The organism is Pseudomonas sp. R25(2017), from assembly GCF_002112565.1.
Classification (GTDB): Bacteria; Pseudomonadota; Gammaproteobacteria; order Pseudomonadales; family Pseudomonadaceae; genus Aquipseudomonas; species Aquipseudomonas ekonensis.
This window is the reverse complement of the sequence record NZ_NEHZ01000014.1, coordinates 97,700-118,047: the sequence shown is the minus strand read 5'-3', so window position 1 is coordinate 118,047 and position 20,348 is coordinate 97,700. Positions and strand designations below refer to the sequence as shown.

15 protein-coding genes and 1 tRNA gene are annotated in these 20,348 nt (G+C 64.0%); 11 read left to right on the top strand and 5 right to left on the bottom strand.

Annotated features, from left to right (window positions below):
* Nucleotide 1: 1 nt before the first annotated feature.
* The 3 genes from CAG31_RS18680 to CAG31_RS18670 form a co-directional block, all read right to left on the bottom strand.
* Nucleotides 2–760: an anti-sigma factor gene (locus CAG31_RS18680; RefSeq protein ID WP_085583835.1), complete on the bottom strand. Its 759-nt coding sequence runs from the start codon at nucleotides 758–760 to the stop codon at nucleotides 2–4.
* The gene (locus CAG31_RS18675; RefSeq protein WP_085583833.1) at nucleotides 757–1,242 is read right to left on the bottom strand and encodes a sigma-70 family RNA polymerase sigma factor; all 486 of its coding nucleotides are present in this window, start codon (nucleotides 1,240–1,242) and stop codon (nucleotides 757–759) included. The genes CAG31_RS18680 and CAG31_RS18675 overlap by 4 nt, the downstream gene beginning before the upstream one ends.
* A 62-nt stretch (nucleotides 1,243–1,304) precedes the next feature.
* Nucleotides 1,305–1,838 (bottom strand): tetratricopeptide repeat protein, encoded by a 534-nt coding sequence (locus CAG31_RS18670; RefSeq protein ID WP_085583831.1) that lies wholly within the window; start codon nucleotides 1,836–1,838, stop codon nucleotides 1,305–1,307.
* Between the two features lie 143 nt (nucleotides 1,839–1,981).
* Between CAG31_RS18670 and CAG31_RS18665 the strand changes: the two genes are divergently transcribed.
* From CAG31_RS18665 to nudC, 3 genes are all read left to right on the top strand, one after another.
* The gene (locus tag CAG31_RS18665; RefSeq protein WP_085583829.1) at nucleotides 1,982–2,755 is read left to right on the top strand and encodes a class I SAM-dependent methyltransferase; all 774 of its coding nucleotides are present in this window, start codon (nucleotides 1,982–1,984) and stop codon (nucleotides 2,753–2,755) included.
* Nucleotides 2,756–2,975: 220 nt separating this feature from the next.
* Nucleotides 2,976–3,788: a crotonase/enoyl-CoA hydratase family protein gene (locus CAG31_RS18660; RefSeq protein WP_085583827.1), complete on the top strand. Its 813-nt coding sequence runs from the start codon at nucleotides 2,976–2,978 to the stop codon at nucleotides 3,786–3,788.
* A gap of 6 nt (nucleotides 3,789–3,794) precedes the next feature.
* Nucleotides 3,795–4,625, top strand: a complete 831-nt coding sequence (gene nudC, locus CAG31_RS18655; protein ID WP_085583825.1) for an NAD(+) diphosphatase — start codon at nucleotides 3,795–3,797, stop codon at nucleotides 4,623–4,625.
* On the opposite strand, the gene CAG31_RS18650 is transcribed toward nudC, so the two are convergent.
* Nucleotides 4,593–5,372, bottom strand: coding sequence for a TSUP family transporter (locus CAG31_RS18650; RefSeq protein ID WP_085583823.1), 780 nt, complete (start codon nucleotides 5,370–5,372; stop codon nucleotides 4,593–4,595). The genes nudC and CAG31_RS18650 overlap by 33 nt on opposite strands.
* A 258-nt stretch (nucleotides 5,373–5,630) precedes the next feature.
* Nucleotides 5,631–6,788, bottom strand: a complete 1,158-nt coding sequence (locus CAG31_RS18645) for a MalY/PatB family protein (RefSeq protein WP_085583821.1) — start codon at nucleotides 6,786–6,788, stop codon at nucleotides 5,631–5,633.
* Nucleotides 6,789–7,194: 406 nt separating this feature from the next.
* Here CAG31_RS18645 and fdnG point away from each other — a divergent pair, with 406 nt between their 5' ends.
* The 8 genes from fdnG (at nucleotide 7,195) to CAG31_RS18600 (ending at nucleotide 20,308) form a co-directional block, all read left to right on the top strand.
* Entirely contained in the window at nucleotides 7,195–10,260 is a 3,066-nt protein-coding gene (gene fdnG / locus CAG31_RS18635; protein ID WP_139831389.1) for a formate dehydrogenase-N subunit alpha, read from the top strand.
* Nucleotides 10,261–11,196, top strand: a complete 936-nt coding sequence (fdxH, locus tag CAG31_RS18630) for a formate dehydrogenase subunit beta (RefSeq protein ID WP_085583815.1) — start codon at nucleotides 10,261–10,263, stop codon at nucleotides 11,194–11,196.
* A complete protein-coding gene (locus CAG31_RS18625) occupies nucleotides 11,193–11,846 on the top strand; it encodes a formate dehydrogenase subunit gamma (protein WP_085583813.1) in 654 nt (217 codons plus the stop codon). Before fdxH ends, CAG31_RS18625 begins: the two co-directional genes overlap by 4 nt.
* A gap of 3 nt (nucleotides 11,847–11,849) precedes the next feature.
* Nucleotides 11,850–12,776: a formate dehydrogenase accessory protein FdhE gene (gene fdhE / locus CAG31_RS18620; protein WP_085583811.1), complete on the top strand. Its 927-nt coding sequence runs from the start codon at nucleotides 11,850–11,852 to the stop codon at nucleotides 12,774–12,776.
* A 51-nt stretch (nucleotides 12,777–12,827) separates the two neighbouring features.
* On the top strand, nucleotides 12,828–14,240 hold the full coding sequence (gene selA, locus CAG31_RS18615; protein ID WP_085583809.1) for an L-seryl-tRNA(Sec) selenium transferase: 1,413 nt from the start codon (nucleotides 12,828–12,830) through the stop codon (nucleotides 14,238–14,240).
* On the top strand, nucleotides 14,237–16,156 hold the full coding sequence (selB, locus tag CAG31_RS18610; RefSeq protein WP_085583807.1) for a selenocysteine-specific translation elongation factor: 1,920 nt from the start codon (nucleotides 14,237–14,239) through the stop codon (nucleotides 16,154–16,156). The genes selA and selB overlap by 4 nt, the downstream gene beginning before the upstream one ends.
* Nucleotides 16,157–16,163: 7 nt before the next feature.
* A tRNA-Sec gene (locus CAG31_RS18605) sits at nucleotides 16,164–16,259 on the top strand.
* 221 nt (nucleotides 16,260–16,480) lie between these two features.
* Complete coding sequence (locus CAG31_RS18600; protein ID WP_085583805.1) at nucleotides 16,481–20,308, top strand: hypothetical protein; 3,828 nt, start codon at nucleotides 16,481–16,483, stop codon at nucleotides 20,306–20,308.
* Nucleotides 20,309–20,348 lie beyond the last annotated feature (40 nt).

Genomic DNA, 20,348 nt, shown 5'->3' with positions numbered 1-20,348 from the left:
GTCAGGCGCCGAGCCGGTCCTTAAACATTTTCGCCAGCGCCTCCAGATCGGCGGGCGGATTGTGGCCGATCAGCATCCACGCGTGTTCGCGCTCCGTCCAGTACACCACGTTCAGGGTGTGGCGCCGCTCGTGGGCCAAGGGCCGGCTGCCGCTGTTGGAACGGATGACGCACAGCGCCAGCGGGCCATGGGCGGCGTCCAGCCAGGTCAGCTGGGCGATGGGCATGCCGTCGTATTCCAGCAGTTGCGCGCGCTTGAGCTCGGCGCCGGGCAGTTTCAGCTGCGCGGCGGTCAGGTTCAGGCCCAGCCGCGCGTCGACGGTGCGCAACTGGGCGCGTTGGGAGGCTTCGTCGGTGGGCAGATGTTCGAGGGTCTGCGGCACGTACAGCGCCATGTAGTCGCCGACCATCGCCCGCCAGTTGTGCGGCTGCCGCGCCTGCCAGCCGAGGAACAGGCGGTCGGCCGCCACGCCGCCCAGCGCGAGGGCGGCCGCGGCGGCACCGATGAACCAGCGCCGGCTGATGCCGGGGCGGGCCGGGGAGGGGGCGGCGTCCAGCCGGGCTTGCAGGCGATCCAGCGGCGCCTGCCGGGCCAGTTCGTCGTAGGCGTCCCGGAACGGCAGGTTGCTGCGGGCCAGCCACTGCACGCGCAGGCTCAGCAGCGGGTCGTCGGTGATGGCGGTGTCCAGCAGGTCGCGTTGTTCGCGGTCGATCTCGTCGTCCAGGTACGCCACCAGTTGCTCGTCCGAAGGCGTGTTCATTGGCGGTCTCCTGCGGGGGTGTTCGGCACCGCTTGCAGCGGCGGGTATTCGGCCAGTTTCAGGCGTGCGGTGGCCAGGCGGCTCATGACCGTGCCGATGGGCACCTGCAGGATCTCGGCGACTTCGCGGTAGGACAGCCCTTCGACATAGGCCAGGTAGACGGTTTCGCGTTGGGTCTCGGGCAGCGCATCGACCCGGCGGATCACCTGCGCGGCCATCACGTGGGTCTGGGCGGCGTATTCGCCGTCGAACGCCAGTTGGCCGTCGGCGTCGCAGGTGCCCTGGCCCTGGCGCACCCGGCGGGCGCGCACTTCATTGAGCCAGATCGAATGCAGGATGCTCAGCAGCCAGCGGTCCATGCGCGTGCCGGCCACGTATTGGCCGGAACGCTCCAGGGCGCGCACGCAGGTGGCCTGCACCAGATCCTCGGCCACGTGGCGGTTGCGCGACAGCAGCAGGCCGTAGCGCCACAAGCGCGCCAGGTGTTGCCCCAGTTCGGCTCTGAATGCCTGTTCGCTGAAAATGATCGCCTCCGCGTGTCGTGTCAGGTTTTCGATGAATCGTTGATGGCTTCGGCCAGGTCGCGGTACTCCTCGCAGGCCGTGCCGCAGATCGCCTTGATCTGTTGCAGCTGTTCCTGCGCCAGGTCGATGCGGCCCTTCACCACGTAGGCTTCGCCCAGGTACTCGCGCACTTGCGCGTACTGCGGATCCAGCTTCACCGATTGCAGGTAATAGCCGATGCCTTCGTCGGTGCGCCCCAGTTTGCGGGTGGCGTAGCCGCGGTAATTCAGGGCCTTGGCGGTGTTCGGCTGCCGCAGGGTGTCGAGCAGCGCCAGGGCCTCTTCATAGCGGCCGGCCTTGGCCAGCCGGTAGGCGTAGTCGGTGCGGTCGGCGTCCGGCAGCAGGTGGCTGGTCTGCATGACGCACTTCTGCGACTTGCTGTCGTACACCTGGCCTTTGGGGCAGTTCGGTGCCTTGACCGGCTCGTCCTCATCGCCATGGGCGAGGGCCAGGGGGCTGGCCAGAACGGCGGCCATCAGCAACGGGGCGGCGAACATAACGGAACGGATAGTCATGGGCAAGGCTCCACTGTGGGTCACGTTTCACTTTGAACACCCCAGGGTGAATTTTTATTCATCGCTTTGTCAGGGTTCGTTCAAGGTAAGCCCAATTCCGGACGCTATGCTCGTCGGCGTCCGTCGTCTTTTTGGAGTGCGCCATGAAAGATCAGGTCCATCATTCAGCCACCGCCGGCTACAAGAGCGCCGCCGACCTATACGTCAAAGGCCGTCCGGACTACCCGCCCCAAGTGGGGGACTGGCTGAGCGACACGCTCGGGCTCGACGGCCGCAAGACGGTGATCGACCTCGGCGCCGGCACCGGCAAGTTCACCGGCCGGCTGCTGGCGACCGGCGCCCAGGTAATTGCCGTGGAACCGGTGGCGCAGATGCTCGACCGGCTCGCCGTCACCTGGCCCAAGGCCTTGGCGGTCAGCGGCACGGCGACCGACCTGCCGTTGCCGGACGCCTCGGTGGACGCGGTGGTCTGCGCCCAGGCGTTCCACTGGTTCGCCACCGCCGAGGCGCTGGACGAAATCGCCCGGGTGCTCAAGCCCGGGGGGCGGCTCGGTCTGATCTGGAACCTGCGCGACACGCAAGTGAGCTGGGTGCCGAAGCTCGACGCCATCGTCAACGCGCTGGAGGGCGACACCCCGCGCTACTACACCGGCGCCTGGCGCCAGGCGTTTCCGCATCCGGCGTTCGGGCCGTTGCAGGTGCAGCGGTTTCACCATGGCCATACCGGCTCGCCGGAGGACGTGATCTTCAACCGGGTGCGCTCCACCAGTTTCATCGCCGCGCTGCCGGCGGCGCAGCGGGCGAAGGTCGATGAGCGGATCCGCGCGCTGATCCTCTCCGAGCCCGAGCTGCGGGGCCGGGATGTGGTGACGGTGCCTTATGAGACGGCGGCGTTTGTGGCGGTGAAGGGCAGCTGAACCTGTAGGGGCCAGCCTGCCGGCGATGGCGTCAGCCCAGCCTCCACAGGGCGCAACCCTGTGGCGCGCTCACCGACCTTATCGCCAGCAGGCTGGCTCCCACAGGGTTCGGGGCGAGGCCGGGTCAGTCCCGCTTTTGGCCGAACCGCTGCCTTACTGCGGGTCAAGGTGCCTTGTTATAGTGCGGGCCTCATTCAATGCCCGGTAAAGGATTTCTGCCATGACCCAATACACCGCCTTCAGCGTCGAACTGGCCGACAACGTCGCCCATGTGCAGATCAACCGTCCGGAGAAGATCAACTCGATGAACGCTGCGTTCTGGAGCGAGATCGTCGAGGTGTTCCAGTGGATCGACGACACCGACGCAGTGCGGGCGGTGGTGCTCAGCGGTGCCGGCAAGCATTTTTCCTCCGGCATCGACCTGATGATGCTGGCCGGCGTGGCCAACGAACTGGGCAAGGACGTCGGCCGCAACGCGCGCCTGCTGCGGCGCAAGATCCTCACCCTGCAAGCCTCGTTCAATGCCGTGGACAATTGCCGCAAACCGGTGCTGGCGGCGATCCAGGGCTATTGCCTGGGCGGGGCCATCGACCTGATCGCCGCGTGCGACATGCGTTACGCCGCCGAGGACGCGCAATTCTCGATCAAGGAAATCGACATCGGCATGGCCGCCGACGTCGGCACCCTGCAACGGTTGCCACGGATCGTCGGCGACGGCATGCTGCGTGAGCTGGCCTACACCGGCCGTACCTTCGGCGCCGAGGAGGCGCGCAGCATCGGCCTGGTCAACCGCGTCTACGGCGACAAGGACAGCCTGATCGAAGGCGTGTTGGACATCGCCCGGGAGATCGCCGCCAAGTCGCCGATCGCGGTCGCCGGCACCAAGGCCATGATCAGCTACATGCGCGACCATGGCATCGACGACGGCCTCGAGTACGTTGCCACCTGGAACGCCGCCATGCTGCAATCCACCGACTTGCGCGTGGCCATGGCCGCCCACATGAGCAAACAGAAACCCGAATTTCTGGATTGAGAAACCATGACATCTCGCTGGACCACTGCAGTACTGGACACCGACCAACCCGGCGGCTGGGCCGTGGCGCGCAGCCCCGAGGGCTTTCTGTTCGACGACAACGGCGCGCTGTTCCCCCGGGAATGGCTCAAGCGCCAGGATCTGGCGATCCTCGCCGAACACGGCATCGGCCACCTCGACGGCGAGCCGGTGTACCTGCTGGAACTGCGCAGCCACAGCGAGGTGCCGGGCTGCAGCTGGAAGGGCTTGCGCGCGTTCATGCTCGACGGTGACCACACCGTCTACAAGGTGCTGGGCTATGCGGCGCAGATCGGCACCTGGGCCCGCGAACACCGGTTCTGCGGCAACTGCGGTCAGGCCATGACCCAGGTGCCGCGGGAGCGGGCGATGTACTGCCAGCCGTGCGACCTGCGCAGCTATCCGCGCATTTCGCCGAGCATGATCGTGCTGGTGACCCGGGGCGATGAAGTGCTGCTGGCGCGCTCGCCGCGTTTCGTCACCGGGGTCTACAGCACGCTGGCCGGGTTCGCCGAGCCGGGGGAGTCGGCCGAGGATTGCCTGATTCGCGAAGTGCGTGAGGAAGTCAGCATCGAAGTGAAGAACATTCAGTACATGGGCAGCCAGTGCTGGCCGTTCCCGCATTCGATGATGCTGGGCTTTCATGCCGAATATGCCGGCGGGGAGATTGTCTGCCAGGAAGACGAGATTGAAGACGCCCAGTGGTTCAACGTGCACGATCTGCCGCCGTTGCCGGCGTCGAAATCGATTGCACGTTACCTGATCGACGTCTACGTGGCCCGCCGCTTAGGCCACGCTGAACCAGTGCTGCCAGGCTAGCCGCACGGTCAGCCCCAGCACCACGGTGATGAACACCGGACGGATGAACTTGGCGCCGCCGCTGATCGCGGTGCGCGCCCCGAAGAACGCGCCGACCATCACCGACAGGCCCATGCACAGGCCGATGATCCAGTCCACCTGCCCCGAGAACACGAACACCGCCAGCGCCGCGACGTTGCTGACGAAGTTCATGCTGCGCGCCACACCGCTGGCCTTGACCAGGTCGATGGGGTAGAGCAGCAGGCTGCTGACCGTCCAGAACGCGCCGGTGCCGGGGCCGGCCACGCCGTCGTAAAAGCCCAGGCTGAAGCCTTGCGGGCCTTGCCAGGTCTTCTTGATCGGCGCGTCGCTGTCCAGCGGCGCCTTCGGCGTGCCGCCGAACAGCAGGTACAGGCCGCAGGCGAACACGATCACCGGCAGCATCTTGTTCAGCCATTCCGCCGGCAGGTAGTGGGCGACGATGGCGCCTGTCAGCGCGCCGACCAGGGTGCCGACGATCGCGTGCATCCATTGCCTTGGGTGGAACAGCTTGCGCCGGTAGAAGGTGAAGCTGGCGGTGGCCGAGCCGAAGGTCGAGCTCAGCTTGTTGGTGCCCAGCACCAGGTGCGGCGGCAGGCCGGCGGTGAGCAGGGCCGGGGTGGTCAACAGGCCGCCGCCGCCGGCGATGGCGTCGATGAAACCGGCAATGAACGCGACGAGGGCCAGGATGGCCAGGGTGGTGAGGTCAACGCTGAGATCGAAGGGCATGGAATCGGCTTATTCGGCAGGGCGCAGACGGGCTGCAGGGACGGGCGGTCATGTTACTCATTTCCGGATGTTGCGGCGACCCGTCTGACGCTATCGCGGGCAAGCCCGCTCCCACAGGTTCTGCGGTGACCACCGATTCCGAACACCCCCGACCCCTTGTGGGAGCCAGCCTGCTGGCGATGGCGGTGGAGCAGTCGCCATAGATGTCGGCAGTGCCGGCGTCATCGCTTGCAGGCAAGCGCCTACAGGTTTTGCGGGTTAGGCGCCGCGTCGCTGCGCCAGGCTGCGTTCCATCCGGGCAATGCCTTCTTCGAGCATCGAGCGTGGGCAGCCGAAGTTCAGGCGCACGAACGGTTGGCTGTGGTCGCCGAAATCCGAACCGGCGCTCAGGCCGACCTTGGCGTGTTCGAGGAAGAACCGCTGTGGGTCGCCCAGGTCCAGCGCCGAGCAGTCGAGCCAGGCGAGGTAAGTGCCTTGCGGCACGTTGATCGAGATGCCCGGCAGACGGCTGCGCACTGCCTCGACCAGGTAATCGCGGTTGGCCTGCAGGTACTGTTTCAGCGCCTTGAGCCAAGGCCCGGCCTCGCTGTAGGCCACGCGGGTGGCTTCCATGCCCAGCGGGTTGACGCTGTCGACCATGCCGCAGCGGGCGTGGTTGACCCGCTCGCGCAGGGCGGCGTCCTGGATGATCATGAACGAGGTCTTGAGGCCGGCGATGTTGTAGGCCTTGCTGGCCGACATCAGGGTGATGGTGCGCTTGGCGATGTCGGCGCCCAGGGAGGCGGTCGGAATGTGCACGCGGCCGTCGTAGCACAGCTCGGCGTGGATCTCGTCGGAGATGATCCAGGCGTCCTGCTGCACGCAGAGGTCGGCCACCGCTTGCAGCTCTTCGCGGCCGAACACCTTGCCGATCGGGTTGTGCGGGTTGCTCAGCAGCAGCGCGCCGCCGCCTTCGAGGGACTGGCGCAGGGCGTCCAGCGGGGTGGCGTAGGTGCCGTCGTCCTGCGCGAGGAATTCCAGTTCGACCTTGTTCAGGCCCCAGTGGCCCGGCGCGTGGCGCAGCGGCGGGTAGTTCGGGGTCTGCACCACGACGTTCTGCTGCGGCTGCACCAGCGCCTTGAGCGCCATGTTGAAGCCCGACTCCACGCCCGGCAGGAACACCAGCTCCTGGGGCTGCACGCGCCAGGCGTACTTGGCCCACAGGTCGGCGACGATGGCCTGGCGCAGGTTGTCCTGGGCCACGCTGTAGCCCACCAGCGGGTGCAGCAGGCGTTGCTGCAACGCTTCGATGACCACCGGCGGCGCGGCGAAATCCATGTCAGCGACCCACATCGGCAGCACGTCGGCCGCATAGCGGCTCCATTTGGTGCTGCCGGTGTCGTGGCGGTCGAATACCTGATCAAAATCGAAAGTCATGCGGGGTCTCGTGAAGGCGGGGTCGTTGATGGGCGCCATGATAAGCCACTGCCTGCCCTTGCGCGACCGGGCGGTCATCGCGGTGTGCCAGGCAGGCCGCCATCGCCAGCAGGCTGGCTCCCACAAAGGCATCGGCAGACGACCGTGTGTTCCGGGGTGCACATACATTCCCCTGTGGGAGCCAGCCTGCTGGCGATGGCGTCGGTCCGGACACCACCGGCCCAGGGCAGGGCAGTCGCTCCCACAAGGGGAATCGGCGAATGACCGCGTGCCACCGACGGTCGGTTGGCGTGCCGGCCGTCGGTTCGTTGGCTAGAGTGAAAGGATCGGCAGTGCGTCTGCCGCAACCGTGATTGTCCAGAACAGCCCGGCAACGCACCGGGTTCCACCTGATCAGGAGTGCACGATGGATCTCAGCCGTCGTCAGTTCTTCAAGGTCGCCGGCATCGGCCTTGCAGGCTCTAGCCTGGGCGCGTTGGGCATGGCCCCGACGCCGGCCTTCGCCGAGCAGGTGCGCCACTTCAAGCTCGCCCACACCCATGAGACCCGCAACACCTGTCCGTACTGCTCGGTCGGGTGCGGGCTGATCATGTACAGCCAGGGCGACGCCGGCAAGAACGTGGCGCAGAACATCATCCACATCGAGGGCGACGCCGACCACCCGGTCAACCGCGGCACCCTGTGCCCCAAAGGCGCCGGCCTGCTGGACTTCATCCACAGTCCGGGCCGCCTGCAATACCCGCAGGTGCGCAAGCCGGGCTCCAACGAGTGGACGCGGATTTCCTGGGACGAAGCGCTGGACCGCGTCGCCGACCTGATGAAGGCCGACCGCGACGCCAACTTCACCGAGCGCAACGCCCAGGGCCAGACGGTGAACCGCTGGCTCACCACCGGGTTCCTCGCGGCGTCGGCGGCGTCCAACGAAGCGGGCTACATCACCCATAAGGTGGTGCGCAGCCTCGGCATGCTGGGGTTCGATAACCAAGCGCGTGTCTGACACGGCCCGACGGTGGCAAGTCTTGCCCCGACGTACGGCCGTGGAGCCATGACCAACACCTGGACCGACATCGCCAACGCGAACCTGATCCTGGTGATGGGCGGCAACTCCGCCGAAGCGCATCCGTGCGGCTTCAAATGGGTGACCGAAGCCAAGGCGCACAACGCTGCGCGGCTGATCGTGGTCGACCCCAGGTTCACCCGCACCGCATCGGTGGCCGACTACTACGCGCCGATCCGCACGGGAACCGACATCGCCTTCATGGGCGGGCTGATCAATTACCTGCTGACCGAGGACAAGATCCAGCACGAATACGTGCGCAACTACACCGACCTGTCCTTCATCGTGAAGGCCGGCTTCGGCTTCGAGGACGGCCTGTTCACCGGCTACGACGCGGCCAAGCGCAGCTACACCGACAAGTCCACCTGGGGCTACGAACTGGGCGAGGACGGTTTCGCCAAGGTCGATCCGACCCTGCAGGACCCGCGCTGCGTCTATCAATTGATGAAGGGCCACTACAGCCGCTACACCATCGACCTGGCCAGCCAGATCTGCGGCATGCCGGGCGAGGCCATGAAGAAGATCTGGGAAGAGATCGCCACCTGCTCGCAACCGGGCAAGACCATGACGATCCTGTACGCGCTGGGCTGGACGCAGCACTCCATCGGCTCACAGATCATCCGCAGCGCGGCGATGGTGCAGCTGCTGCTGGGCAACGTCGGCATGCCGGGCGGCGGGGTCAACGCCTTGCGCGGGCACTCCAACATCCAGGGCCTGACCGATCTGGGCCTGCTGTCCAACTCGCTGCCGGGCTACCTGACCCTGCCGCTGGACGCCGAGCAGGACTACGACGCCTTCATCGCCAAACGCACACAGAAACCGCTGCGGCCGGGGCAGCTGTCCTACTGGCAGAACTACAGCAAGTTCCACGTCAGCCTGATGAAGGCCTGGTACGGCGCCAACGCCACCGCCGAGAACCAGTGGGGCTACAGCTACCTGCCCAAGCTCGACATCCCCAACTACGACATCCTCAAGGTCTTCGACCTGATGGGCCAGAGCAAGGTCAACGGCTACATGTGCCAAGGCTTCAACCCGATCGCCGCGCTGCCCGACAAGAACCGGGTGATGAAAGCGCTCGCGCGGCTCAAGTGGCTGGTGGTGATGGACCCGCTGGCCACCGAGACCTCGCAGTTCTGGGAGAACGTCGGCCCCTACAACGACGTGAAGACCGCCGACATCCAGACCGAGGTCATCCGCCTGCCCACCACGTGCTTCGCCGAGGAGGACGGGTCGCTGGTCAACAGCAGCCGCTGGCTGCAATGGCACTGGAAAGGCGCCGACGGACCGGGCGAGGCGCGCACCGACGTGCAGATCATGAGCGGGCTGTTCCTGCGCCTGCGCCAGCGCTATCAGGCCGAGGGCGGCGCCTGGGCCGAGCCGATCCTGAAGCTGTCGTGGCCGTACAAGATTGCCGACGAGCCGTCGCCGGAGGAAATCGCCAAGGAGGTCAACGGCTACGCCACCACCGACTTCACCGATGCCAGCGGCCTGGCGGTCAAGGCCAACGCGCAATTGGCGGCCTTCGCCCAGCTCAAGGATGACGGCAGCACCGCGTCCGGCTGCTGGATCTTCTGCGGCAGTTGGACAGAGGCCGGCAACCAGATGGCCCGGCGCGACAACAACGACCCTTACGGCATGCACCAGCATCAGGGCTGGGCGTGGGCATGGCCGGCCAACCGGCGGATCCTCTACAACCGCGCCTCGGCCGACCCCCAAGGCAAGCCGTGGGATCCGAAGAAACGCCTGGTGTGGTGGAACGGCAAGGCCTGGGGCGGCACCGACGTGCCGGACTACAAGGCCGACGTGCCGCCGGAAGCGGGGATGAACCCGTTCATCATGAACCCCGAGGGCGTGGCGCGGTTCTTCGCCGTCGACAAGATGAACGAAGGGCCGTTCCCCGAGCACTACGAGCCGTTCGAGACGCCGATCGGCATCAACCCGCTGCACCCGCAGAACAAGAACGCCACCAGCAACCCGGCGGCGCGGATCTTCGATTCGGTGTGGGACAGCCTCGGCCAGGCCAAGGACTTCCCGTACGCCGCCACCAGCTACCGGCTCACCGAGCATTTCCACTTCTGGAGCAAGCACTGCCGCTTGAACGCCATCGTCCAGCCGGAGCAGTTCGTGGAGATCGGCGAGGTGCTGGCCAAAGAGAAGGGCATCGTCGCCGGCGACCGGGTGCGGGTCAGCAGCAAGCGCGGGTTCATCGAGGCGGTGGCGGTGGTCACCAAACGGATCCGGCCGCTGCAGGTCAACAACCAGGTGGTGCACCAGATCGGCATTCCGCTGCACTGGGGCTTCACGGGCCTTACGCGGCACGGCTACCTGACCAACACGCTGGTGCCGTTCCTCGGCGACGGCAACACCCAGACCCCGGAATCCAAGTCGTTCCTGGTCAACGTGGAGAAACTGTAAATGGCCAGCCAAGACATCATCGCCCGCTCGGCCACCACCACGCCGGCGCCGTCGGTGCGCGGTCAGCAAGAGGTCGCCAAGCTGATCGACACCACCAAGTGCATCGGCTGCAAGGCCTGCCAGGTCGCGTGCTCGGAATGGAACGAGCTGCGCGACGAGGTGGGCCACAACCACGGCACCTACGACAACCCGCAGGACCTGACCGCCGACTCGTGGACGCTGATGCGCTTCACCGAGCACGAGACCGACGCCGGCAACCTGGAATGGCTGATCCGCAAGGACGGCTGCATGCACTGCGCCGAACCCGGCTGCCTGGCGGCGTGCCCGAGCCCCGGCGCGATCATCAAGCACGCCAACGGTATCGTCGATTTCGATCAGGATCACTGCATCGGCTGCGGCTACTGCATCACCGGTTGCCCGTTCAACATCCCGCGCATCTCCCAGAAGGACCACAAAGCCTACAAGTGCACCCTGTGCTCGGACCGGGTGGCCGTGGGCCTGGAGCCGGCCTGCGTGAAGACCTGCCCGACCGGTGCCATCGTGTTCGGCAGCAAGGAAGACATGAAGGTCCACGCCGCCGAACGCGTCGTCGACCTCAAGAGCCGCGGCTTCGGCCAGGCCGGCCTGTATGACCCCGAAGGCGTCGGCGGCACCCACGTGATGTATGTGCTGCACCACGCCGACACGCCACGGCTGTACGCAGGCCTGCCGGACGCGCCGGCGATCAGCCCGCTGGTGGGCCTGTGGAAAGGCATCAGCAAGCCGCTGGGCCTGCTGGCGATGGGCGCGGCGGTGCTGGCCGGGTTCTTCCACTACGTGCGCGTCGGGCCCAACCGCACGGAAGAGGATGAGCATCCGCAGCCGCCGGACACCTCGGTGCATGTCGTCGATCCGGCGGTGCACACCTTCGACCCCCGCGGGGAGGGCAGGCCATGAGCGACAAACCGATCCTGCGCTACACCGCCAACCAGCGCACCAATCACTGGCTGGTGGCGATCCTGTTTTTCATGGCCGGGCTGTCGGGGCTGGCGCTGTTCCACCCGGCGCTGTTCTGGCTGACGAACCTGTTCGGCGGCGGGCCGTGGACGCGGATCCTGCACCCGTTCATGGGCGTGCTGATGTTCGTGTTCTTCATGGGGCTGGTGTTCCGCTTTTGGCGCTCGAACTTCTTCATCGACAACGACTGGAAGTGGCTGCGGCGCATCGACCGGGTGCTGGTCAACGACGAGGAGACCGTGCCGCCGGTGGGCAAGTACAACGCCGGGCAGAAACTGCTGTTCTGGACTTTACTGCTGTGCATGCTGGCGTTGCTGTTCACGGGGCTGGTGATCTGGCGGGCGTACTTCAGCCACTGGTTCGGCATCACCACGATCCGCTGGGCCATGCTGCTGCACGCGCTGGCCGGGTTCGTGCTGATCCTGAGCATCATCGTGCACATCTACGCCGGGATCTGGATCAAGGGCTCGGTGGACGCGATGATGCACGGCCGCGTCAGCCGCGCCTGGGCCCGCAAGCACCACGCGCTGTGGGCTCGCGAGGTGGAAGGCGAGCCTGCGCCGAAACCGCCGATCACCAAGAAGGGCTGACCGTTGCCGACCATTCTGGAACCTGGGGAAATCGAAGCGGCGGCCGGTTCGCCGCCGTTCCTGCATTTGCCGCCGCGCGATCTGTTCACCTTGCGGGCCCTGCGGCTGGAGCATCTCGCCGAGGGGCATCCGCTGGCCGCGTACCTGCGCCTGATCGCCGGCCTGTGCCGGGTGCAGCAGCAGGTGCTGGACGATCCGCCGCTGGCGGTGGCGCCCGATGCGCAGCGGCTGGAGACGTGCCACCAGCACGGCTTGCCGCCGTTCGCCGCCGACACATTGATCCGCGAGGACGCCTGGCAGGCTTACCTGGACGCCTTGCTGCAACGCTACGACGCATCCGAACAAGCGGCGGTGGTCGAGTCCGTGACCACCTTGCGCACAGCCAGCCCCGGCCAGCGCCGCGCCTGGGCGGTGGCGCTGGTCAGCGGCCAGTATTCGCTGGTGCCGGCGGCGCTGGTGCCGTTTCTCGGCGCGGCCCTGCAAGCGGCGTGGAGCCATTGGCTGCTCAGCGTGCCGAACCTGCGGCTCACCCCCGGCGACAGCCTCAGCCAATGCCCGGCCTGCGGATCGCCGGCCATGGCCGGGGTGATCCGCCACCGCGGCAAGCACAACGGACTGCGCTACTTGGTGTGTTCGCTGTGCGCCTGCGAATGGCACGTGGTGCGGGTCAAGTGCGTGTACTGCGAGCAGAGCAAAGGCCTGGAATACATGAGCCTGGCGGACGACCGCCACACGGCGGAGCGGGCGCCGCTGCGGGCGGAGGTGTGCCCCACCTGCAACACCTACCTCAAGTTGGTCTACCTGGAGAACGACCCCGACGCCGAAGCGCTGTCGGCGGACCTGACCAGCCTGCTGCTGGACATGCGCCTGGCCCAGGACGGCCATCAACGGCTGGCGCCGAATCTGCTGCTGGCCCCCGGAGACGAATGACGGCAGCGTCTACACTCAGGCCCGACGATCTGTTGATTTCGGGAGAGCCGGATGTCTGTGAGTGTCGCCCCGCGTTTGCCTTCCATCGACAGCCTGTTGCGTCATCCCGCCTGCCGGCCGCTGAGCGAGCGTTTCGGGCGGGAGGCGCTGCTGGCCTGTCTGCGCCAATTGCTGGATGAACTGCGCCCCGAGGTCCTGAGCGGGCAGGTGGCGGCCATCGAGATCGGCCCCGAGGCGCTGGCCGGCCGCGCCGCCGAGCGGTTGACGGCGCAGCGGCGCAGCCACGTGCGCCGGGTGTTCAACCTGACCGGCACGGTGCTGCACACCAACCTGGGCCGCGCCTTGCTGCCGGAGGAAGCGATCGAGGCGGTGCAGGTCGCGGCGCGCTATCCGCTCAACCTGGAATTCGACCTGGCCAGCGGCAAGCGCGGCGACCGCGACGACCTGATCGAAGGGCTGATCCGCGAACTGACCGGCGCCGAGGCCGTGACCGTGGTCAACAACAATGCCGCCGCCGTGCTGCTGACCCTCAACAGCCTGGGCGCGCGCAAGGAAGGCATCATTTCCCGCGGCGAACTGATCGAGATCGGCGGCGCGTTCCGCATCCCCGACATCATGGCCCGCGCCGGCGTGCGCCTGCACGAGGTCGGCACCACCAACCGCACCCACGCCCGCGACTACGAAGCGGCGCTCGGCCCGCGCAGCGGCTTGATCATGCGGGTGCACGCCAGCAACTACAGCATCGAGGGCTTCACCGCCCGGGTGCCCACCGCCGAACTGGCGGAACTGGCCCACCGGCATGGCCTGCCGCTGCTCGAAGACCTGGGCAGCGGCAGCCTGCTGGACCTGACCCGCTGGGGCCTGCCGGCGGAGCCGACCGTGCGCCAGGCCTTGCTCGACGGCGCGGACATCGTGACCTTCAGCGGCGACAAACTGCTCGGCGGGCCCCAGGCCGGGCTGATCGTCGGGCGCAAAGAGCTGATCGCGAAGATCAAGAAGAACCCGCTGAAACGGGCGCTGCGGGTCGACAAGCTGACCTTGGCGGCGCTGGAAGCGGTGCTCGGCCTGTACCGCGATCCGGACCGCTTGGCCGAGCGCCTGCCGAGCCTGCGCCTGCTGACCCGCCCGCAGGAGGACATCCTGGCCCAGGCCGAACGCCTGCAACCGGCGTTGGCCCAGACGTTGGGGCCTGCCTGGCAGGTCAGCGCCGAACCGGCCCTGGGCATGATCGGCAGCGGCAGCCAACCGGTGGCGCGGCTGCCCAGCGCCGCCCTGTGCGCACGCCCGCAGGTGTCCAAGCGCCTGCGCGGTCGCTGCCTGCTGAACCTGGAAGCGGCGCTGCGCCGCTTGCCGGTGCCGGTGCTCGGCCGTCTCGACGACGATGCCTTGTGGCTGGATCTGCGGCAACTGGACGACGAACCGGCGTGGCTGGCGCAGCTCGGGCATCTGCAGGTGCCTGAATGATCGTTGGCACCGCCGGGCACATCGACCACGGCAAGACCTCGCTGCTTCAGGCGCTCACCGGCCAGGCCGGCGACCGCCGTCCGCAGGAGCGCGAGCGGGGCATGACCATCGATCTGGGCTACCTGTACGCGGAGCTCGCGCCGGGCGCCGGGCTGACCGGTTTCATCGACGTGCCGGGCCACGAGAAATTCACCCACAACATGTTGGCCGGGGCCCAAGGCATCGATCTGGTGCTGCTGGTGGTGGCGGCGGACGACGGCGTGATGCCCCAGACCCGCGAGCACCTGGCAATCGTCGAGCTGCTCGGGATCCCGCGTGCGTTGGTGGCGATCACCAAAACGGACCGGGTCGAACCGGCCAGGGTGGACGCGGTGCGGCGGCAGGTGAGGGCGCTGCTGGCGCCGGGGCCGTTCAGCCAGGCGCCGATGGTGGCGGTGTCGAGCGTGACCGGGCAGGGTGTCGAGGCGCTGCGTGAGCAACTGCTGCTGGCCCAGGGCGAGGTGCAGGCCCGCAGCCTGGAGGGCGGGTTTCGCCTACCCATCGACCGGGCGTTCAGCGTGGCCGGGGCGGGCATCGTGGTCACCGGCACGGCGCTGTCGGGGATGGTGGCGGTGGGCGACAGGCTGGTGCTCGGGCCGTCCGGCAAGTCGGTGCGGGTGCGCGGCCTGCATGCGCAGAACCAGCCCGCCGAACACGCCTTCGCCGGTCAGCGGGTGGCCTTGAACCTGAGCGGCGAACGCCTTGAGCTCGGGCAGATCCACCGGGGCCAATGGCTGTCGGCCGACTGGCTGCACGCGCCGACCCAGCGGCTGGACATCGAATGGCGGCTGCTGCCCGACGAGACCCGCGCCTTCGAGCACTTCCAGCCGGTGCACCTGCACCTGGGCACGCAAGACGTGATCGCCCGCGTGGCGCTGCTGGAAGGGGCGCGGCTGAATCCCGGCGAACGCACGTTCGCGCAATTGCTGACGGCCTCGCCGGTGCAGGCCGTCAAAGGGGACCGGTTGATCCTGCGTGATGCCAGCGCCCAGCGCACCTTGGGCGGCGGACAGGTGCTCGATCCGTTTGCCCCTACGCGCCAGCGACGCAGCCCGGAGCGCCTGGCGCAACTGCGGGCGTTGGCCGGCAGCGAAGCGATGGAGGCGGCCTTGCCGGCGTTGCTCGACCACAGCGCCAGCGGGTTGGCGGCGCAACGGCTGGAGCGCCAGTTCAACCGTCCGCAGGCCGGTTGGGCGTTGCCGGAGAACGTCCGGCAGATCGACACCCGCCAAGGGCCGGTGCTGTTCAACGCCCAGCGCTGGGGCATCCTCAAGTTCACCCTCCTGGAAAAGCTCGCCCGCCTGCATGAGCTGGAGCCCGACCAGATGGGCCCCGACCGCGACCGTCTGCGGCGCTTCAGCGGCTTGGAGGTGGAGCGTTCGACCTTCCTCAGCCTGCTCGACGAATTGCGCGCCGCCGGCTCGATCACCGCCAGTGGCCCGTGGCTGCACCTACCGGATCATCAGGTGCGCCTGAATGCCGACGACGAGGCTTTGTGGCAAGTGCTGCAACCGCTGTTCGAAGCAGCGGGATTCGATCCGCCGTGGGTGCGCGACGTGGCGGCGGTGACGGGCAGGGACGATGCCGCCGTGCGCCTGCTGCTGCGCAAGCTGGCGCGGCTGGGGCTGATGCATCAGGTGGTGCGCGACCTGTTCGTCACCGATCTCACGCTGCGGCAAATGGCGGCGGTGCTGCTGCGACTGGGCGAAGAAAATCCGCAGATCCAGGTCACAGCGTTCCGCGATGCGCTAGGCTTGGGGCGCAAGCGCAGCATTCAGGTGCTTGAGTACTTCGACCGCCTGGGCCTGACCCGGCGGGTGGCCGATCACCGGCAAATCCGCTTCGACAGCGCGCTGGCCAGCGCCGACGCACACTGAGTTCAACGGAAGGCAATCGCGCCCGGTGGCGCGGCCGGGCTTCAAACCCGGTTGGGGACGGCATCCGTTCCCGGGCAGGTTCGACTCCGGCTGCCTTCCGCCATTTCGCAAGCAAAAGATCTGTTCTCCCGTGAACCATAAAGGGTTGGCCTTGATTTGATTGATGGCATAATCATGGCGCCTGAAGGGTTGTTGACTATCCGCACGCCAAAGTCTCATGAAATGGCGAATTATTTAAGTTCATCGTGCGGGTGGCTGTTTTTGTAGTGATGTGTTTTTTGTTTTTTGCATAAATTTATATTTGTTTTTTTACATGGAGTTCAGATGTCGATCGCGACGGTAGGGCCAAAAAAGTACGATTTTCAAGACTTGGTTTGCGTTGATGTCTTTCTACGTCATCAGGGTGAAGAAAGCGTCGAACTGTATATAGAGCCAAAGGCCGGTGAAGACGCGAAAGTCATCATTCCATCCGCCAGTGGAAAGAAAGTCATTGAGATACAAGTCAAGGGCGCTCTGGAGGGGGTGACGCTGGCGGAGTTCGCAAAATGGCTTTCGCACTTTGAAGAAAGAAAGGCTGTGAATACGCTGCTGGAACGATTGTGTGACGATCTGGATACGCACGTCGTATTTGTGGTGTCGGCAAGGTGCAGCGATAAGATTTCGGTGCTTTGCAAGAGCGCCACCGCACCCTGGGATGTGCAGGGCAAAAAACTTTCCAGGGAGGTTGCCGGCGAACTGTTGGGCGAGCTTGAAAATTACGCCAGTACGTTGGAGGAAACCGAGTCATCCCTCGATGACGAAAGGGCGCTTCACCTGCGTAAGTTCGTCAAGGGTGCAAAGGTGGATCAGATCCGAAATGCTTTGGCTCGTCTGACCATTGTCGAAAATGTGTTGGAAGATGAGTTGCGGGACGCCTGTGAAAGGAAACTGCGAAAGCTGAGGTTGCCGCTTGACAGGTGTGAAGTTGTTGTTGGCAAGCTGGTTGCGATAATCAAAAAGGCAAAAGAGAGTAAGGGGAATATTCATTCTGATCTGTTGGCGGAGTTGAACAAGAATCTTCCCGAACAGATTCGACCCAGGAACTACGTGCTTCGAGGATTCGAAGAGGATTGGAAGAAGGAACTGTCAGAGAATAATATCCTTCTGCTCTCTGGCTCGCCCAGGGTAGGTAAGACAAACGCCGGGCGTTGGATGGCGGCTGAATTTGAAGCGTTGGGGTATCAGTTAAAGCTGAGCAGCAATCTCGACGAGGTGGAGCGCTTCCTGCTTGATCCGGCACCCGGCGAGCGGCTTGCTGTCGTGGACGACCCCTTGGGAGGGAGCTTTCTGAGCGATGATCCCGGCCGGGCGCTTTCTAAATTGCAACAACTGTCGGAAAGGTTGACACCGTCAAGGAAGCTTATTGTCTCTCAAGTGCAAGATCGGCTTTTGCAGTTTTCCGGAGATGCGCAGCTTGAGGATGTATGGCTGGGCAGGCGCCGATGGCACGATCTAGGCAAGTACCGCAGCAGTTTTCTGGTGGAGATTTGGCAAGAACTGCAGAATCTGTTCGACGTTCCGGATGTTTTGTCTGAGAACATGCTCGGGGCCTTGCGGAGCGGCTCCTTGAGTATAGAACCAGGTTGTCTGATGCACTTGGCGGCTTCATGCTACCGCCTGCACGAGCCTGCTGATTTGAACGCGGCGGTACGTCTTGCTCGTGAGGATTCGAAGTCATTGGCCTCGGCACTGGTTGGTGAAGGGCTTAGCCCTTTGTTGCAGGCACTGGCTGTGGTGACCTCTCATGAGGACTCCTGCTCGTTGCAGGACCTGAAGTATGTGCTGAATGGTGACGGAACGAAAAACCGTTATGCGGTCGCCAGCTACTTAGGCCTGTCGGCTAGTTTGGGAATGGCGCCGAAACCAGTGGATCGAGTGCCTGAAACCTATGGTGAGCTAACGTTCTCTGCGGAAGACGAAACGCTTTTTGAAATTCTGGAGCGTCGTCGAATAATCGTAGAAACGGGTGCAGAACGGTTCAACTTCTCTCACGAGTTTTACCGGTCGGCGGCGGAGCTCTCTGCCAGTGGGCGGGCAAGCGCTGTAGACAGAAGATTGTTGCAATACGCAGAGCGAGGTTTGTTCTCGCTTTCCTTTGAGTCTTCGCGGGCCACTGCGATTGCACTGCGTTGGATTTATGAGGCGATGAGGGCGTCTGTTCAACGGCACAAAGTCGTGGACTTTGCGATAGAAGGGCTCGAATCAAGGTATCTGGTAACAAAAGAAGCCTGTTTCTTTTTTCTTCTTCAGTCCATAGAGGATATTTCGGAAGGCAAGCGATCTCAGTTTAATAAGTGGGTCAACAAAGTGTCGTTTGTCACTCTGAAGCATGTGCTTTGGGAGAAAGGGCAGGCAATGCTGCCTGCCGGTGAGAATTTTACACTTGAAGGGAAGATATTTGAGTTCTACGAAAGAGAAGAAGTCGAAGGGTTTCTAATTGCATTCAGTGGCGAGTCGGATGAAGAAATCAGCGCGGAAGATGCCTGGAAGACAATGTGCTACTTGGAGGGATGCCCGGAAGAACTGACTCAACCTATTGTGTTGCGCCTTCTTAGTTATGATTTGGGCGGTGTAAGGGCAGCGGCAGCAAAGGTATGGATCAGCAGTGTCCGGCACAATGACCAGGAAGTGCTGAAGAAGATTTTTTCGGATCAGCACCCTTCGGTGGCACAGGCCGCTTTGGAAGGTGCGGTACGTATATGGCCGGAATGCGATTCGGACAGACAGCGTGACTTGCTGGCTGGGTTGAAGAGGTGCGCTGCACTCCCAGCGTCAGCCTCAACAATGATAGCCATTATTCTAAAGATGGAACATCAGGCGTACGGTAATGAACTGCCCTGGGGACTGTTTGGTGGGTTGCTTCCTGATATTTTGTCCGCATTGCCCGAAGGCGCCAACCTGAACGACGCCAGATTGCATGCGGCGGTCGAGAAAAGTTTGAAGCATATTGCTCAGTCGGACTTTATCAATATTGCCGATGCCTGGATTGGCTTGCTTGAGAGAGAAGCGTTACGAGCGATTCCGAGCGACTACGCAATGGCGGTCACTGACTTGCTGATCAGAGGGACAGAGGCTGCGCCTGACCTAAGGGGTACAAGGCTGGATCGTTTGTTTAAGGTAAATGGTACAGGCGCTCAGATAAGGGTCGTGCTGGAGCTTGTGGATGGATGGGACTTGCTGACTGCGGCAGACCGAACTCAGGTGCTCGGCTATTTGAGCGAAGATAGAGTCGACCAAAGGTGGTTACATGCTACGGCAGTGACAAGGTACGCCGTTCCTCCGGAGGTGGTTGCGCTCGTGTTCCCTTCTGGGGCCCTGCCGACGGTTGTAACCCTGTCGGGGTTTGAATCGACACTCATTGAATGTGCATTGAAAATCTATATGGGGAATCCCGGAATTCTAGGCAATATCGGAGCACATCTTGCCGGAGGGAAGACTTGGGAGCCGATAGTAGAGTCTATCGCTTTGAATCCAGATCATGCGCTGTTCAATAAGGCATGGGCACACATTACATCTAGCTCCGATGATGAGAAAGTTTCAAACTTCGTTTCTAAGTTGGTTGGACAGTATCCGCAGGAGATGTTTGACAGGCTGCTTGAGCATAAGGTCCGTACGAACGGAGGGTTCATGCCCGGTGCTTGGGAGATTTTGCTTGATCATGCACCTGTTGGAAAACTAGATATCTGGCTTGCAGTAATGGCTACTCATGCTCAGAGAGTGCTTGATGAACTTGTAGAAGTTCGCGACTGGGTAGGGGAACGGTACGCAAATAGCCTATTAAGATTGTTTCCTGCCGATGTTGAATTGCTTAACGCTGTTTATAGCCTGAAAGAAGCAGCTGCGGAGGCGTTCGCTGCGCTTGATGAGGTCAAGTCTGAGGGTGTTCGAAGATATGTGGTGAATGAGTTGTTGCGGAACTTTATGGATAAGTTTAAGGCTAAATTGCCAGTGCATTATTCGACGTGTGATGCTATTTGCAGGCTCTTCAAAGATATAGGTAGTGCCGATGCGGACTTGGAAGAAATTGAAGCCTATCGGCTAAAGCTGCTGAAGCTCGCGCATGAGTATACGTTTGAAGAGTATGGTGAAAAACTGGAATTTTGGGAGGCTTGACTTAACGGGTGGCCTATTGGCTGACAGCATAGTTCTACAA